This is a genomic window from Streptomyces sp. NPDC044061 (assembly GCF_056434305.1).
Map to the genome: position 1 here is coordinate 1 of NZ_JBWKFL010000054.1, position 15,006 is coordinate 15,006.

General features: G+C 69.2%; 14 protein-coding genes. 3 read left to right on the top strand and 11 right to left on the bottom strand.

Features of this window, described 5'->3' with window-relative positions; translation table 11 throughout:
• Positions 1–91: 91 nt before the first annotated feature.
• The 7 genes from AC07CM_RS43615 to AC07CM_RS43645 all read right to left on the bottom strand — a co-directional run bounded on the left by AC07CM_RS43615 (position 92) and on the right by AC07CM_RS43645 (position 10,199).
• Positions 92–2,488: a glycoside hydrolase family 65 protein gene (locus AC07CM_RS43615; protein WP_478882108.1), complete on the bottom strand. Its 2,397-nt coding sequence runs from the start codon at positions 2,486–2,488 to the stop codon at positions 92–94.
• The gene (locus tag AC07CM_RS43620) at positions 2,485–3,228 is read right to left on the bottom strand and encodes an HAD family hydrolase (RefSeq protein ID WP_478882109.1); all 744 of its coding nucleotides are present in this window, start codon (positions 3,226–3,228) and stop codon (positions 2,485–2,487) included. The genes AC07CM_RS43615 and AC07CM_RS43620 overlap by 4 nt, the downstream gene beginning before the upstream one ends.
• Before the next feature lie 193 nt (positions 3,229–3,421).
• The gene (locus AC07CM_RS43625) at positions 3,422–6,169 is read right to left on the bottom strand and encodes a bifunctional YncE family protein/alkaline phosphatase family protein (RefSeq protein WP_478882110.1); all 2,748 of its coding nucleotides are present in this window, start codon (positions 6,167–6,169) and stop codon (positions 3,422–3,424) included.
• Between the two features lie 4 nt (positions 6,170–6,173).
• Complete coding sequence (locus AC07CM_RS43630) at positions 6,174–7,529, bottom strand: ABC transporter permease (protein WP_478882111.1); 1,356 nt, start codon at positions 7,527–7,529, stop codon at positions 6,174–6,176.
• Complete coding sequence (locus tag AC07CM_RS43635) at positions 7,526–8,467, bottom strand: ABC transporter ATP-binding protein (protein ID WP_478882112.1); 942 nt, start codon at positions 8,465–8,467, stop codon at positions 7,526–7,528. Before AC07CM_RS43635 ends, AC07CM_RS43630 begins: the two co-directional genes overlap by 4 nt.
• Positions 8,468–8,656: 189 nt before the next feature.
• Positions 8,657–9,655 carry a hypothetical protein gene (locus AC07CM_RS43640; protein ID WP_478882113.1) on the bottom strand — a complete coding sequence of 333 codons (999 nt, stop codon included), beginning with the start codon at positions 9,653–9,655 and terminating at the stop codon, positions 8,657–8,659.
• Between the two features lie 115 nt (positions 9,656–9,770).
• Positions 9,771–10,199 carry a peptidase inhibitor family I36 protein gene (locus AC07CM_RS43645; RefSeq protein WP_478882114.1) on the bottom strand — a complete coding sequence of 143 codons (429 nt, stop codon included), beginning with the start codon at positions 10,197–10,199 and terminating at the stop codon, positions 9,771–9,773.
• A gap of 253 nt (positions 10,200–10,452) precedes the next feature.
• Between AC07CM_RS43645 and AC07CM_RS43650 the strand changes: the two genes are divergently transcribed.
• On the top strand, positions 10,453–11,331 hold the full coding sequence (locus AC07CM_RS43650; protein WP_478882115.1) for a GNAT family N-acetyltransferase: 879 nt from the start codon (positions 10,453–10,455) through the stop codon (positions 11,329–11,331).
• Between the two features lie 71 nt (positions 11,332–11,402).
• On the opposite strand, the gene AC07CM_RS43655 is transcribed toward AC07CM_RS43650, so the two are convergent.
• On the bottom strand, positions 11,403–11,825 hold the full coding sequence (locus AC07CM_RS43655) for a hypothetical protein (RefSeq protein ID WP_478882116.1): 423 nt from the start codon (positions 11,823–11,825) through the stop codon (positions 11,403–11,405).
• A 136-nt stretch (positions 11,826–11,961) separates the two neighbouring features.
• Here AC07CM_RS43655 and AC07CM_RS43660 point away from each other — a divergent pair, with 136 nt between their 5' ends.
• Positions 11,962–12,147 carry a hypothetical protein gene (locus tag AC07CM_RS43660; RefSeq protein WP_478882117.1) on the top strand — a complete coding sequence of 62 codons (186 nt, stop codon included), beginning with the start codon at positions 11,962–11,964 and terminating at the stop codon, positions 12,145–12,147.
• A gap of 48 nt (positions 12,148–12,195) precedes the next feature.
• Here the strand turns inward: AC07CM_RS43660 and AC07CM_RS43665 are convergent, their stop codons facing one another.
• Both AC07CM_RS43665 and AC07CM_RS43670 read right to left on the bottom strand, forming a co-directional pair.
• Positions 12,196–12,597 carry a PPOX class F420-dependent oxidoreductase gene (locus AC07CM_RS43665; RefSeq protein ID WP_478882118.1) on the bottom strand — a complete coding sequence of 134 codons (402 nt, stop codon included), beginning with the start codon at positions 12,595–12,597 and terminating at the stop codon, positions 12,196–12,198.
• Between the two features lie 44 nt (positions 12,598–12,641).
• Positions 12,642–12,995, bottom strand: coding sequence for a VOC family protein (locus AC07CM_RS43670; RefSeq protein WP_478882119.1), 354 nt, complete (start codon positions 12,993–12,995; stop codon positions 12,642–12,644).
• A 415-nt stretch (positions 12,996–13,410) separates the two neighbouring features.
• On the opposite strand from AC07CM_RS43670, the gene AC07CM_RS43675 reads away from it, so the two are divergent.
• Positions 13,411–13,989, top strand: coding sequence for a GNAT family N-acetyltransferase (locus tag AC07CM_RS43675; protein WP_478882120.1), 579 nt, complete (start codon positions 13,411–13,413; stop codon positions 13,987–13,989).
• 112 nt (positions 13,990–14,101) lie between these two features.
• Here AC07CM_RS43675 and AC07CM_RS43680 read toward each other — a convergent pair whose 3' ends face one another.
• The gene (locus AC07CM_RS43680; protein ID WP_478882121.1) at positions 14,102–14,890 is read right to left on the bottom strand and encodes an AAA family ATPase; all 789 of its coding nucleotides are present in this window, start codon (positions 14,888–14,890) and stop codon (positions 14,102–14,104) included.
• Positions 14,891–15,006 lie beyond the last annotated feature (116 nt).

Consider the following 15,006-nt stretch of genomic DNA (forward strand, 5'->3'; position numbering starts at 1 on the left):
GAACTGCAGTTACTCCTCGCGGTCTGGACCGGCGCCTGCCCCACCTGTCACCGCAACACGCCAGACCTGATACCGACCTGACCAAGCCCTACTAGTCCTGCGTCTCCGCCTGGTGCTCCTCCCCCGTGAGCAGGCCCACCGGACGGCGGCCCGGCGGCTGTTGCGGCTCGGGGCGCGCGGGTGTGGTGGGCATCGGCCGGTCCACCGGGGCGTCGGTGGTCACGGTCAGCGGTTCCCCGTGGTGCAGTACGACCAGCGGTTCGCCTTCCACCAGCCGGTAACGCGCATGGGCGGGGCCGATGTCCACCTTGAGTCTGCGTCCGCGTACCAGCACCGTGAAAGCCACCCTGGACAGCGCTTCCGGCAGGCGCGGGGCGAACGCCAGCAGGTCCGGCTTTCCGTCCTCGCCGATGTACCGGCGCAGGCCGCCGAAACCCGAGACGAGGGCGATCCACGTCCCGGCGAGGGAGGCGATGTGCAGCCCGTCGCGGGTGTTGTGTTCCAGGTCGTCCAGGTCCATCAGCGCGGCCTCGTTGAGGTAGGCGTAGGCCAGCCGCAGGTGCCCGGTCTCGGCGGCGAGCACCGCCTGGCAGCACGCCGACAGGGAGGAGTCGCGGACGGTGAGCGTCTCGTAGTAGGCGAAGTTGCGCGCCTTCTGCTCGTCGGAGAAGAGGTGCGGACACGCCATCATCGCCAGTACCACATCGGCCTGCTTCACGACCTGCTTGCGATACAGGTCGAAGTAGGGGTAGTGCAGCAGCAGCGGGTAGTTCTCGGGTGGGGTCGCCTCGAAGTCCCAGCGCTGGAAACTCGTGAATCCGGCCGACTGTTCGTGCACGCCGAGGGACTCGTTGTACGGCACCGCCATCCGAGCCGCGGCGTCCCGCCACGCGGAGGTCTCCTCGTCGTCGACACCGAGTTCCGCGGCGCGGTCGGGATGCCGCGCGGCCATCTCCGCGGCGGCCAGCAGGTTCTGCCGGGCCAGCAGGTTGGTGTACAGGTTGTCGCGGGCGATGGCGCTGTATTCGTCGGGTCCGGTGACCCCGTCGATGTGAAAGACGCCCTCCGCGTCGTGGTGTCCGAGGGAGCGCCACAGCCGAGCGGTGTCCACGAGGAGGTCGAGCCCCTCACGGCGCTCGAAGTCCTCGTCTCCGGTGGCCATGACGTACCGGACCGCGGCCATGGCGATGTCGGCGTTGATGTGGAAGGCGGCGGTACCGGCCGGCCAGTAGGCGGAGCTTTCGCCGCCGTCGATCGTCCGCCAGGGGAACGCCGCTCCCGACAACCCCAGCTGGCCCGCGCGTTCCCGGGCCGCGGGCAGCATCCGGTGCCGCCATCTCAGCGGCGAGGCGACGGTCTCCGGGGCGGTGAACGTCAGGACCGGCAGCACGTAGGACTCGGTGTCCCAGAAGGAGTGTCCGTCGTATCCGGTTCCGGTCAGGCCTTTCGCGGGGATGGCCCGGTTCTCCCCGCGGGCCGCCGCCTGGAGCACGTGGAAGAGGGCGAACCGCACCGCCTGCTGGATCTGCGCGTCGCCCTCGACCTCGACGTCGGCGCCGGCCCAGAAGCTGTCCAGGTAGGCCCGTTGCGCGGCGACCAGCCCGTCCCAGCCCGTGCTGACCGCGGCCGCCACGGCGCCGTCCACCTGGTCGTGCACGGCCGGTAGCGAGCGCTCCGCCGACCAGCCGTAGGCCACGAACTTCACCAGCCGCAGCGTCTGTCCGGGCACCAGGTCCGCGGTCACCGTCAGACGGCTGACGTCGGGTTCGCTCTGCGCCGTCCAGCGAGTGCTCTCGGGTCCCTCGACGAGATGGTCGGCCGCTGCCCCCACCCGCAGTGCGCTGCGGTTGGTGCTGTGCACGAGCCGCAGACGGGTGTCCTGCGCGAAGTGCTCCTCGGCATTCAGGGGGGACTCGATCGCCGCGGCCACGCGCGGGTCGCCCGTGAGGCTGGGCAGTTGTTCGTTGGCGACCAGCTCGGACTGCACGGCCACCGTGGTCGGTCCGTCGATCGGCTCGACCTCGTACACGATGGCGGCCACCGCGCGCTGGGTGAAGGACACGAGCCGTTGCGAGGTGATCCGGACCGTGCGGCCGCCGGGTGACGTCCACCGGGCCGTGCGGCTGAGCACACCGGACTGGAAGTCCAGCACCCGCTCGTGCGCCACCAGGTGGCCGTAGCGCAGATCGCATGGGTGGTCGTCGACCAGCAGCCGGATGATCTTGCCATCGGTGATATTGATCATCGTCTGGCCGGACTCGGGATACCCGTAGCCCGCTTCCGCGTAGGGCAGCGGATGCCGCTCGTGGACGCCGTTGAGGTAGGCGCCGGGCAGCCCGTGCGGCTCTCCCTCGTCGAGGTTGCCGCGCCACCCGATGTGCCCGTTGGACAGCGCGAACACCGATTCGCTCTGCGCGAGCACCTCCAGGTTCAGCTCGGTCTCGCGCAGGCACCACGGCTCGACCGTGTAGCTGGGATGGGTGATCACCGCGACTCCAGAAGTTCGGCCAGGTCACGGACCACGATGTCCGCCCCGTGCGCCCGCAGCTGATCCGCCTGGCCCACCCTGTCGACGCCCACGACCACGCCGAACCGTCCCGCTCGCCCGGCCTCCACGCCCGCCAGGGCGTCTTCGAACACCGCGGCGTCGTCCGGATCCGTTCCGAGCCCGCGGGCCGCCTCCAGATAGGTGTCCGGGGCGGGCTTGCCTCGCAGTCGGCGCTCGCGCACCACCACTCCGTCGATCCGTTCCTCGAACAGGTCCTCGATGCCGGCCGCCACCAGGACGTCCCGGCAGTTCGCGCTGGACGACACCACCGCGCAGCGCAGGCCGGCCTCCCGCGCCGCGTGGACGAAGCGGACCGAGCCCTCGTAGGGTTCCACCCCCTCCTCGCGGATCCGCCGCAGCACCAGCTCGTTCTTGCGGTTGCCCAGTGCGTTCACCGTCTCCGCCTGCGGCGGGTCGTCCGGCGTTCCCTCCGGCAGATGCACCCCGCGCGCGGCGAGGAACGTGCGCACGCCGTCCTCGCGGGGCCGCCCGTCCACGTACTCGTCGTAGTCGTCCACCGCGTCGAAGGGAACGAACTCGGTCCCCTCACGCGTCGCGCGTTCGCGGAGATAGCCGTCGAACATCTCTTTCCAGGCGGCCGCGTGCACCTTCGCCGTCTGGGTGAGGACACCGTCGAGGTCGAACAGACAGGCACGGACATGAGCAGGAAGCCCCAGCATGTCGCCGAGGCTAGGAGGCGTGCGCCGCCGCTCGCGTCAAACCGCCGTCCGGCACGCCGGGAGGCACCCGGTCGGTCGAGGAGCGGGCGGCATCCGGGGGTCGACACGGGGCGAGAGGCGCAGCGATGACGCGGAAGGGCCCCTGACCGGCGGTTCTGCCGGCCAGGGGCCCCTCGGAGGCGGTCGCACTGCGTCAGCCGTCGGACTCCGACGACGGGATGTAGGCGCCCGGCACGTCGTTCGGCGCGTAGATCTTGCTTTCGCCGGGGTACGGCTTGGCCCAGTTGTGCGTCTGGTACCAGGTGAGGTGGTTCAACTGCGCGGGGTTCGCGTAGTCGGGCACGGCGTGGGGCCCGGTGAGTCGCTGCTTGGACTTCCAGGTCTCCCACTTCGCCGCGAGCTGCCGCTTGTCCGCCGGCACCTTGGACGACGGCACGGCCGCCGCCTTGGGGTCCTGCGGGGCGGGGGTGTCCACTCCGCAGGAGGGCGGGGTCTTCAGACCGTCGGTCAGCGAGGTGCGGTTGGGCAGCGCCGTGAACGGCGTGTAGTCCGGCTCCCGGGTGAACGCACCGGCCATCGGGCTGGCCGCGCTGTCCTTCTGGTTCATCGGGTGGATCCCGAGGATCTGCTCGATGGTGCGGATCATCGTGATCTGCGAGTAGTAGCGGCTGTCGACGGTGCCGTGCTGGGCCCAGGGGCTGATGACCTGGATCGGGGCGCGGTGGCCGTCGACGTGGTCGAGGCCGGCCTGGGAGTCGTCCTCGACGACGAAGATCGCCGAGTCCTTCCAGTACTTGCTGTGCGAGATCTCGTCGACCATCCTGCCGACCGCGAGGTCGTTGTCCGCGACCTGGGCCGCCGGGCTCGCCGGACCACCGGTGTGGTCGTTGGAGAGCCAGAACATGTTCAGGTTCGCCGGACCGTTCCTCTCGAAGTCCTTCTTCCAGATCTGGTACTTGTAGATGTCCGGGACGCTCGTGTCGAACATCGGGAAGCCCGGCACCGACACGTCGTTGAGCGACGGGATCGCCGAGCCCGTCTGTATCGGGTACGCGGTGTTCTGCCCGGTCGCGTCCATGTTCTTGGCGTCGCAGTACAGGTTCTGCCAGGACGCGTCGGCGGGCTTGCTCTCGATCGACTGGAACTCGCCGAAGTCCCGCACGGACTTGTCCACCGCCTGCGCACCGGTCCAGAGGAAGCCGGACTTCTGGTGGCCGAGAGCGTCGTCCTCGGTGTCGTAGCTGCGCGCGTACTCACCGGCCGAGGACTCGGTGTACTCCGGGTCATCGGCCTGCATCAGCCAGTTGTGACCCTCGGCGGAGTTCGTGCCGATGTCGTAGGTGTTGTCGTACAGCCCGAACTGGTTGGCCAGCGCGTGCTGGTTCGGCGTCACGTTCTCGCCGAACTGTGTCACCGAGGAATCGCCGTTGCCCTTCGGGATGTCACCGAAGACCTGGTCGTAGGTCCGGTTCTCCTTGACGATCAGGAAGACGTGCTTGATCGTCGAGGGGTCGCCGAGCCGCTGCGGGACCGGGACCGCCTTGGCGTGGCTCTTGCCCTTGGCCGGCTTGACCGAGCCGGGGGTCCAGCCGTTCTGCTTGAAGACCTTGACGGTCTGGGACCTGATGACGCTGTCGTCGGGCAGCGTGAAGCGCTGCACGCTCGACGTGGTGTCGTGGGTGCCGTGCCCGGCGCTGGTGGTGGGCCGGCGGGCGTCGATGCCGCGGGTGTTGGAGACCAGTACCTGCTTGCCGACGGTGGTGATCTCCGCGGGGAAGTAGTCCGTCGGCAGCAGGCCGACGTAACCGACCGGCTCCTGCGGGCTCTTGTAACGGTAGACGGCGACCGCGTTGGCCCGGCCGAGCGTCACCAGCAGGCGGCCGTCGTCGGTGAGCGTCACCGCGTTGGGCTCGTAGCCCACCGACGCCTCCGGCCACGGCCGGGTGTCGATGGTCTGTACGACCTTGTCCTTGCCGGTGTCGATGACCGACACGTTGTTGGTGGCGGTGTTGGTGACGAACAGCGCCTTGCCCTTGGCGTACAGGGCCGTCGGGTGCAGACCGACGTCGATGCTCGACGGGGCGGCCGCCGGGTTCGCCAGGTCGATCACGCTGACCGTGCCGGTCGTGGTGGCACCGGTCTTCGGGTTGGCCGGAACCTGGGTGCCGTAGGAGTTCATGGTGGTGTCGCCCGGCTTCGCCGGGCGCCCGCCCTCGTTGCTGACGTAGAGCTTGTCGCCGACCTGGACCATGTCGCGCGGCGCGTTGCCCACGGCCCAGCTCTGCTTGACGGCGCCGGTCGCCGCGTCGATGGCGACCACCCGGTTCTGGCCGTTGACCGCGGAGTACACGGTGGAGCCGTCGGCCGAGAACACCGCCTCGCCGACCAGCGCGTGCTTGGACCCGTCCGCCGGGATCTTGATCGACGTCGGGTTGGTGACAGAGCCGTCCGGGTTCACCGTGAACCTGGTGTAGCCGTCGGTCTGGCCCAGCCACAGCTGCTTGCCGTCGGGCGAGTAGGTGGGGCCTTCCTGTCCCACGCTGTTGCTGCTGATGCGCGGGACCGACGACGCGGCGGTGCCGACGACCTGCTGCACCTTCCAGTTCTGCACGTCGACGATGGCCAGCGCGCTCCCGCCGTCGGTGACGGAGGCCGCGAGGTGGGTGCCGTCCGGGCTGACGGAGGACGACATGATCTTGCCGTTGTTGATGACGAGGCGGTCACCGTACGGGGCGATGTACTGGTCGCTGGAGATGACCTGGCCCTTGTCGGTGCTCTGACCAACCTGATCGGTGCCGAACTGGTGTGTCTGGGCGTAACCGACGCCGGCGGTGACGGCCAGGACGACCGCGGTCGCGGCTGCCGTGAGGGTGCTCCGACGACCGATTCGTCTACCGAGAAGGCTCGGCTCGACGGTCCGGCGGTTGCGAGTTACCTGCATGGAGTCATTCCTTCGAGGCGCGGAGAAGTTCGACGTTGCCGTCGAACTGCCAAAGTGGGTTCGGTGCGTCGCCGGTGGGGGTCCGCACCAGGAAGTAGCCGTTCACTTCCTTCGGTCCATCGCCGTCGGCCATGAACCGCCCGTCTGGGGTGACGTCGAGTTGGTAGACGGCCGTGCCTGCGGCCTCGACGCCGGGGAGATGCCAGGAGACGACGCAGCGCCAGTCGTTGCCCGGTCCTTCGGCGGCGACCGTGATGCTGCCCTTGTTGCACGTCGCCGTGGCCTTCAGCTGGGCTTCGGTGACGTGTGGGCGGTTGAGCTGCTTCGTCTGCATGCGATAGAGGTGGGCGAACGCCGTGGCCAGCGAGCGCTGCACCTTGTCCTGCTCGATCCCGGAGCCCGTGGCCCCGGTCGTCGCGGAGACGACCGCGACGGTCAGGGCGACCAGCCCGGCCAGCGGCAGGACTCCGGCGGTGACCGCGCGGCGCCCCGAGCCGTCGTAGGTGGCGTTGGTGAAGTCGCGCCGCACGAACAGCAGGTGGGCCAGCACCGTCGCGATCACCGCCCACACCAGGCTGACCACGATGCCGATGAGGAGGGGGCCGAGCTGTGCGGGGCTGGTGAACAGGCCGTTCCAGGCGATAAAGGCGTAGCTGGGCAGGGCGAGTCGTACGGCGGCGGGAAGCGGCATCATCTGGGCGAGTTGCATCGCGAGCGCGACGCCCACGGGTACCAGCAGGCCCATCGGAGAGCGCCCCAGTGTGACGGATCCGAGCAGTCCGATCGCGGCGAGCGCCAGAGTCGGGGCGAGCACGCAGACCCAGGCGAGAAGGACCTTCCCTGCCGCGTCTCCAGGCGTCAGCAGATGCCCGTCGAGGCCGACCAGTGGCTGGTTGCCGACTGCCAGGAGACCCCCGACCACACTGGAGCAGGCCAACCCGGTCACGAGCAGCAGGAGGACGGTGAGACTGGCCAGTGCCTTCGCCGCGAAGATCCGCCTGGGCGAGCGGACCACCACGAGCAGGTGGCGCCAGGTGCCGAGCCGGTCCTCGGAGGCGAACACGTCGCCGGCGACCACCGAGGTCAGCAGCGGGAGTGCCCAGGTACCCGCGAAACCGAGCATCACCAGCGGTCCGGCCCAGCCCGTGGCGTGCATCCAGCGGCCGAAGAGCGTGTCGACAGGCAGTGTGCTCTGCCCGCTCACCGCGGCGACGAAGAGCCCCGGCGCGATCCAGCAGGCGAGGACCAGCAGGCGGATCCGCCATTGCGAGACCAGCTTGAACATCTCGAAGCGGTAGCCCCGCGGAACCGAGACGGGGCGGGCGGTGGCAACGTTGCCGTCGGCGATGGTCGCGGTCATCGGCCGGCCTCCTGCGGCTCGGTGAGGGCGAGGAACGCGGCTTCGAGCGGCGACACCACGGGGGCGAGTTCGCGCAACGCGATGCCCGCGCGCACGAGTTGCGCCACGAGTTCGTCCAGGGCGGGCACCAGCGCGCGCACGACCAGCGCCTCTGCGTCGTGCCGTGCCCCGGTGTCGGCGACGATCCTGATCCCGGCCGCGTCGGCAGCCAGCCGCCGGGCGGCCTGCGGGTCGGAGGTGAGCAGCCGGTAGTCGAGTTCACGGTTCTCGGCGGCCAGTTTGCTCAACGGGCCGGAGAAGACGACCCGTCCGGTGGCGATGATGGTGACTTCGGAGCACAGCGCCTGCAGGTCGTCCATGCGGTGGCTGGAGAGCACGACGCCGGTCCCGTCCGCCGCGAGCCGGTTGAGGACACCGTGCACGTGCTTCTTGCCGGCCGGGTCGAGTCCGTTGGAAGGCTCGTCCAGCACCAGCAGCCGAGGCTTGGTGAGCAGGGCAGCGGCGAGCCCGAGCCGCTGACGCATACCGAGGGAGAAGCCGCGCGCCTGGTCGTCGGCGACATCGGTGAGCCCGACCTGCTCGAGCACGTCGTCGACCCCCGCGGTCCGCGCGTCGTGTCCGCGGAGGGCGGCCAGGGCGGTGAGGTTCCGCCGGGCGGTGAGCGAGGGGTACAGGCCGGGCCCGTCCACGAAGCCGGCGACACCGTCGGGAGCGGAGAGCGCCCGCTGGACCGGCGTGCCCAGGATCTCGAGGCGGCCGCCGTCGGCGACGGCCAGGCCCAGCAGGAGACCGAGCAAGGTCGTCTTGCCGGCTCCGTTCGGCCCGACCAGGCCGTGGATCTGTCCCTGCGCCACATCCAGATCGACGCCGTCGAGCGCGACGACGTCGCCGAAACACTTGGTGATCCCGCGAGCCCGGACTGCGAGGAGTCTGTCCATGAGTCCCTTCTTCCGAAACCTTCAGGGACCCTAGGGACGGCACACAACGCAGGCACAGACGGCCGGTTGAACGCTCATGGAACGGATCGTCAAGGCGTTGTAAGCCCCGGGTGCACAAAACGGCAGGTACCCAGCCAGACTTGGGCATCCGCGACCGTAAGGCAGTGGACCGTCCGCCGCGGCAGTCGTCTACGAAGTGCCGGTGCGGTTACGGCCTTTCGTCTTGCCTTGACGACAGGAGTCGATCACTCGGGCGGCGATCTTCTGTCGCATCGCGATGTCCTGTGCGGCCTCGCGGAACGACTCATCGTGGGCTGTGATCTCCTGCCGCTGGTAGGCGCTGTCCACGGCGTACCAAATTCCGACGAGGCGCGTCTGCCGCTTGCAGCGTGCGTCGGCCGTGGCGACGGCGCGCTCTCGAGCGGAGGCAACGGCGGTGCGCCACGCGGGGTCGCTCCCCGCCCGAACAGGGTCGGAGTACGCGAATCCCGCCTTCTTCATGCAGGCCGACCAGCGGGCGAAGGCACGCTCCACCCGGCTGTCCACTCGCGAGCGTTCGAAGGCGTCGTAGTTGACCCGGTCGGCGATCGGTGCGTCGCCACCGGCTTCAGGGCCAAGCCGCAGCTTCCTGCCCGCTTCCCCCACACAGCCGCCGTTCGGCACCCGCTGCCCCGCCACCCGCTGACCGCCCTTGGCCGACGGGGAACCCGGCTTGACGCCCGGCCGGTCCGTGCCGGTCAGCACCAGGGACGTACGGGCCGGCAACGGTGCCTGCCGGGGCGCGGCTTGCGGAATCCGACTGCTGCCACGCGGGGCGTACCCGAAGACGGTACCGGCCTCGACGTCGGTGACCCCGTACCGGAACTCGCTCCGGGTCCTCGGCCGGAACTCCGCAGGCGCGGACGGAGGGCGGTAGCGCAGACGGAATCGTGCCACGCACTGCGTGATCAGGATTTTCCGCGCATTGTCCAGACGGTCGCTCTGGGCGTTGCTGAGCAGATAGCGGTCGACGGGGAGGCGGAGGTCGGCCGCAGTGGTGACGCTCGGGACAGGGCCGATCGGCGGCTCCGCAGCCGTCCTGGCCTGCTCCCGCGCATGATGCGCGGAGCAACCCGTGGCCAGGAGCAGGGTGGACACCGTCACCAGAGCCGTCCGCCAGGTGTGCGTGCCGAAGCGTGTACGGGACATGGGGCTGCGCATCCTTCGAGTCACTGTCAAGCCGGTGTCCCGCACCGCAGGGTGTCAGGGACACCGACTCGACAACGGGCTGCTGCCTACCGGTTCACCTGCTCATCGCCGCCGTTCAGCCGAACTTCCCGGAGGCGTTGTTGTTGTGCAGGCTGGAGTTGAGGTTGGCCGCTCCGCCGGCCGGGATGCGCTGCGAGACACCCTGGTAGTTCGGGGAGTAGTAGATGGTGATGGCGTTGTTGAAGTCCCAGTTGTCCACGGAGCCGGCGTTGTTGCGGACGACCTGCCCCGCGCCCTCGCTGCCCTTGGGCGCACTGCTGGTGACGAAGTGGTTGTTGCCGTAGTTCGCGTCGTCGTTGTACTGCTTGTACACCGCACCGGTGTAGTTGGGGTGGTAGTAGAGGCAGGCGTACCCGGACGAGCAACTGACCGCCTGGGGGTGGACCTCGCTCGGTACGGCCGACGCCTGACCGGCCGCAGCCAACCCTGTGGTGATGAGGCCTGCTACGGCGCATGCCGTGGCGAAGAACCGTGTGTGCCGCATGGGATTTCCCTCCTGTCAGGGGACGGATGAGGTCCCCGTCGTCACGGAGCCGCGGAAGGGCGGGCGCCGGCCCCGTCGCCGTGCCGTCCATCGCCCGCCGCACAGCAAGGTTCTGGCTCGGGTCGGTTGTTACGCAGCCCCGTTTCGCCGCGTGCAACAAAGAATCCGGACGGGTGATCGCGGGACGGAGTCGGTGAGCCGCCGGTGTCGCACCCGCCTTCCCCGCAGCGGAGTCCATCAGGGATCATGAAGCATGCGCCCGGATGACTGGCACCTCACCGAAGACGTCGACGACTTCCTCGTCCGAGCCGGGGAATTCCTGCGCTCGCGCCCCGCTCTGCACACCATGCCGCTGACAGTGACCGAGAAACTGCGAACGCTCGGCGCGGCCGCATACGGCGCCCAAGCCCCCGTCTTCGGCCGGCTGGAGCAAGCGGGCGAGGTCACCGCCACCTTCTACCGCTTCCCGTCCCGGGGTCTGAGCGTCACTTCTCTCACTCCCGAGCAGGCCGACACCCTCGCCGCCCGCCTGGTCGCCCTCGGGCACTGCCTTCCCTCCTTCAGCGCGGACCACAGCACCGCCACCGCTTTCGCCGAGGCCTGGCAGCGGCACACAGGCGCGACGCCGACGCTCCGCGTTCAGCTCCACCTGTACCGCCTCGGTACGCTCACCCCGCAGGCGCCGGTCCCGGCGGGCCGGGGCCGACTCGTGGGCGAACGGGACCAGGAGCACCTCATGCGCTGGTGCCGTGAGTTCGCCGCGGACGTCGGGGAGGACGTCTCCATCGACGCCGCTTCCTGGGCCGGCACACGGTTCGCAGAGAAGCGCTACACCTTCTGGGAGACCCCGGACGGCACGCCCGTCTCCATGGCGGGCGTGAACCCGATGGTCGGCGGACAGGTCCGGGTGGACCCCGTCTACACCCCGGCCCACCTACGCGGCCGCGGCTACGCGGGCGCCGTGACGGTCGAGGTCAGCCGCGCCGCGCTCGCCGCAGGCGCCACGGACGTCGTACTGTTCACGAACGCCGCCAACCCCACCAGCAACGCCCTCTACCAGCGCATCGGATACCGCCGGGTCACCGACTTCGCCGCGTACGACTTCGCGTATGCCGAAGCGGAAGCCAGTTAGGAACGCGCCGGGCGACAGCCGTCTCCGCGCCATCCGAGGACTGCGCCACCGTTCGGGCCCGGTCGCACACCTCAGGAATCGCCGACCGGGGCCCACGGCTTCTCAGGAGGCGGCGGTCCGTCCAGGGCGCTGCGCAGCTTCTCCTTCAGACTTTTCGGCGGTGCCTCCTTCTCCTCCTTGGAATGCATGAGCCGCGCCGTGGTCACCCGTATGTGGCACTCGCGGTGCCGCTGCCTGACGAGCACCACCCACGCACCGTCCCGGGTGAGGAGGGCATGCCTCGCCGGCTCGTCTCCCTGCCGGGCATGCCGAGCGAGAACTTGTGGCATGTAGTGCAGAGCCGCGTCCTCAGCCGCCGCGAGGGCCTGCGCCTCGTCTCCCTCGACGTGGTGAGTGCCCACCAGCATCCAGCGGTGGAGTTTCAGTTCCACGCCGTCGACGCGCTCCGTCACCCGAGTGTCCTCCTCGATGAGGACGTACCACTCAGCAGTCATGGCCGGTGCCTATCCGTCTTCCGGGGCCCGGTGGGGCCAACGAGTTGCCACAAGAGCGTCGGCGAGGGTCGCAGCGCCGACGTTCTTCGGCCCACACGAAGAATCGCGCTTCTTGTGGAGCACCGGGAATCCTGCCATGTGGATCATCAACAGCGCAGGCCAGGGCCCCGGTCTGCTCCTCCCCCAGCGGCGTGGGGCCGGCCGACGCGAACCTCTGGTGCTCTGGCCCGTGCGAGTGCGCTCGACTGAGACGGCCCAGCTCCTCGACCGTGCCGCCGAAGAGCTGCTGCCCACCGAGCTGCCCGGCTTCGCCAACCACTGACGGCCTCTCGGACGCGACGACTTGTTCCCGTGCGGAGAGCCGCCCACGCTATCCGCGGGGGCTGCTGATCCGCTCCGGCTCGATCACATAGATGACGCGGACCTGGTCGCGGCCGCCGAACCAGGGGTACGGGCCGCCGAGATACCTCTGAGCGAGCGACTCGATGTGGTCGGCGGCGCCGTCGGTCCTCACCTCGACCACCCGGCCACGGATCTGGACGTATGACGTCGGGTCCGCGGGATCCGCCACGGCCACCGCGACCCGGGGATCGCGGCCGATGTTCCGGGTCTTCTGATGTGACTCGACGCTGTTGATGAGCACATGCCGCCCGTCGGTGTCCACCCAGGTCTGGGTGAGCTGGGGCGAGCCGTCCGGCATGATCGTGGCGATGTAGCAGGTGCACGGGCGGCGCAGCAGCGCCACCAGGTCCTCGCCGAGGGACACGGGCACGGGATTCCTCCGTTGTGGACTGACGGCGCTGCGCGACGACACGGTCAGGCGGGCTGCCACAGCTCGACCCGGTTGCCCTCGGGATCCGTGACCCAGCCGAATCGCCCGACACCCTCCATGTCCTGGGTCTCTTCGGCCACGTCCGCTCCCTTGGCGCGCAGTTGCGCGAGCATCGCGTCCAGGTCGCGGACCCGGAAGTTGAGCATGGTCTGCTGGGCGCGGGCCCCGAAGTAGTCCGTCTCCGACTCGAACGTCGCGAACACCGTCACCCCGGCTTCCTGACGCCACAGGCCGTGCTCATCGGCGTCAAGACCCAGGCAGTCGCGGTACCACGCATTCAGGGCCTCCGGGTCGGCGGCCCGCATGAAGTATCCGCCGATTCCAAGCACACGTTCCATGTCGCCATCTTGCCAGGACGGCGATCGGGCAGGCGGGCACCACACCATCCCCGATGCACCTCGTGAAGCGTCCCGTGCCGCTGTCGAGGCTCGTTCGCCACTGTGCGACAGGGCCTCAGAGGGCGGTATGTGACGTGAAGTCGTTGCGGCTCGCCGAGCGGGGGATCCTGGGCCGAGACCGAGCGGGGGCTGTTCACCCTGCCACGGCCGCAGCCCCTCCGGAGGGCCGCAACAAGCAGCCTGCTCAGCCCAACCGAAAGGCCAAACCCGGCATCACCACAGGTGCCGCCCTCTGGGGGGGCGTTCGGTCGCGCCGATCAGCGGACACGTCGTTCTGCCGGCCCGCCGAGAAAACCCGTTGCGACTGACCCGCAACGGATGTCTGATTGATCGGCCACCGATCAGGGGAGGGAACATGAGGACGTCGCTGCCCACCCCCTCGTTGCACACCGCTCGCCTTCGACTGCGTGCCTTCGAAGACGCGGATGCCAACGACCTCTTCGCACTGCACAGCAGCGCCTACGTGCTGCGCTACTGGGACGCGCCACCGTGGAGCGAACGCGTGCGCGCCGAGAAGTTCATCACGGCTTGCCGGCAGATGGCACAGGAGGGCACCGGGGCGCGGCTGGCCGTAGATCGTGTCTCCGACGGGGCGTTCATCGGCTGGTGCAGCCTGAACAGGTGGAATCCGGACTACCGCAGCGCGTCGCTTGGCTACTGCTTCGACGATGCAGCGTGGGGCCACGGCTACGCGACCGAGGCCGCGCGCGCTCTGCTGCGGTGGGCATTCGACACGCTGGACCTAAATCGCGTCCAAGCCGAGACCGATACGCGCAACGTGGCTTCTGCCCGCGTGTTGGAGAAGCTCGGCTTCGTGCGTGAAGGGACGTTGCGGGAAGACTGCATCGTCAACGGCGAGGTCTCTGACTCGTGGGTCTACGGGCTGATCAGGCGGGAGTGGCAGCCGTCGTCCGAGCCGGTTCCCGCCCACTGAGTTCCGTCGCTCGGCACCCGGTACCGGCCAACCCCAAGCAACTGATCCCTGCGCCTCATCCAACACAACAGCGAACCGGGCAAAGGGCCACGTACCGCCCTCTCAGAAGCACTCAGTGCCAACTGTCCTGGCTGCCGTCGGTCTCACCGGTGCCCAGAAGGTTCTTCAGGAACCGGCCCGGTGCTCCGAGGAACTCGCGGGTCAGGCGCACCGGGAGGGCTTGGTCGAAGTCGACCTGCTCCACTGTGCCTTCATCGGAGATCTCCATGATTGTCGCGCCGGGGAGGGCGAGGAGAATCGGAGAGTGCGTGGCGACCAGGAACTGGCTGCCCTGCTCGACCAGTTCGTACATGCGGCTGAGGAGGGCGAGGCAGCTTTGGACGGAGAGGGCGGCTTCCGGCTCGTCCAGCAGGTACAGCCCGGCGGGTCCGAAGCGGTGGGTGGCCAGATCGAGGAACGATTCTCCGTGGGAGCGCTCGTGCGGTGACACGCCACCGTAGGCGGACAGCAGCGGGCGGGGCCCGGCTTGATCGAGTCGTTCGATCTCGCTGGCCACGTTGTAGTAGGACTCCGCGCGCAGGAAGAAATCCGTGCGGGGTTTCTTGATCCCCCGGGTCAGGATCAGGTGATTGCCCAGCACGGACTCGGTGGCTCGGGTGGCGAACCGGAAGTTTCGGCTGCCGCCCTCCGGGTTGAATCCTGCGGCCACCGCGACCGCCTCGATCAGCGTCGACTTGCCGGCACCGTTCTCACCGACGAGGAACGTGACACCCGCGGGCAGGGTGAGGGAACCTGAACGGGCGAGGTGCCTCACAGCGGGCAGGCTGAACGGATACCGGCCGGCGTCGACGCCGGGGACCAGACGGATCTGCTGGATGAACCGGCCGTGAGCGGAGGTCATGAAGCACACGCCGCGCTTGCGTCCAGGACCGTGGGCCGGTGCCTGCCCTGCGGCGAGAAGTCGTCGTCCTTGGCCACGCGGCGCTCCCGAAAGTCCTGGCTGTGAGGCGAAAAGCT

Coding starts and splice junctions, on each gene's coding strand:
- AC07CM_RS43620 (WP_478882109.1), bottom strand. CDS start 3,228: ATGCTGGGGCTTCCTGCTCATGTCCGTGCCTGTCTGTTCGACCTCGAC.
- AC07CM_RS43625 (WP_478882110.1), bottom strand. CDS start 6,169: ATGCAGGTAACTCGCAACCGCCGGACCGTCGAGCCGAGCCTTCTCGGT.
- AC07CM_RS43630 (WP_478882111.1), bottom strand. CDS start 7,529: ATGACCGCGACCATCGCCGACGGCAACGTTGCCACCGCCCGCCCCGTC.
- AC07CM_RS43635 (WP_478882112.1), bottom strand. CDS start 8,467: ATGGACAGACTCCTCGCAGTCCGGGCTCGCGGGATCACCAAGTGTTTC.
- AC07CM_RS43640 (WP_478882113.1), bottom strand. CDS start 9,655: ATGTCCCGTACACGCTTCGGCACGCACACCTGGCGGACGGCTCTGGTG.
- AC07CM_RS43645 (WP_478882114.1), bottom strand. CDS start 10,199: ATGCGGCACACACGGTTCTTCGCCACGGCATGCGCCGTAGCAGGCCTC.
- AC07CM_RS43650 (WP_478882115.1), top strand. CDS start 10,453: ATGCGCCCGGATGACTGGCACCTCACCGAAGACGTCGACGACTTCCTC.
- AC07CM_RS43655 (WP_478882116.1), bottom strand. CDS start 11,825: ATGACTGCTGAGTGGTACGTCCTCATCGAGGAGGACACTCGGGTGACG.
- AC07CM_RS43660 (WP_478882117.1), top strand. CDS start 11,962: ATGTGGATCATCAACAGCGCAGGCCAGGGCCCCGGTCTGCTCCTCCCC.
- AC07CM_RS43670 (WP_478882119.1), bottom strand. CDS start 12,995: ATGGAACGTGTGCTTGGAATCGGCGGATACTTCATGCGGGCCGCCGAC.
- AC07CM_RS43675 (WP_478882120.1), top strand. CDS start 13,411: ATGAGGACGTCGCTGCCCACCCCCTCGTTGCACACCGCTCGCCTTCGA.
- AC07CM_RS43680 (WP_478882121.1), bottom strand. CDS start 14,890: ATGACCTCCGCTCACGGCCGGTTCATCCAGCAGATCCGTCTGGTCCCC.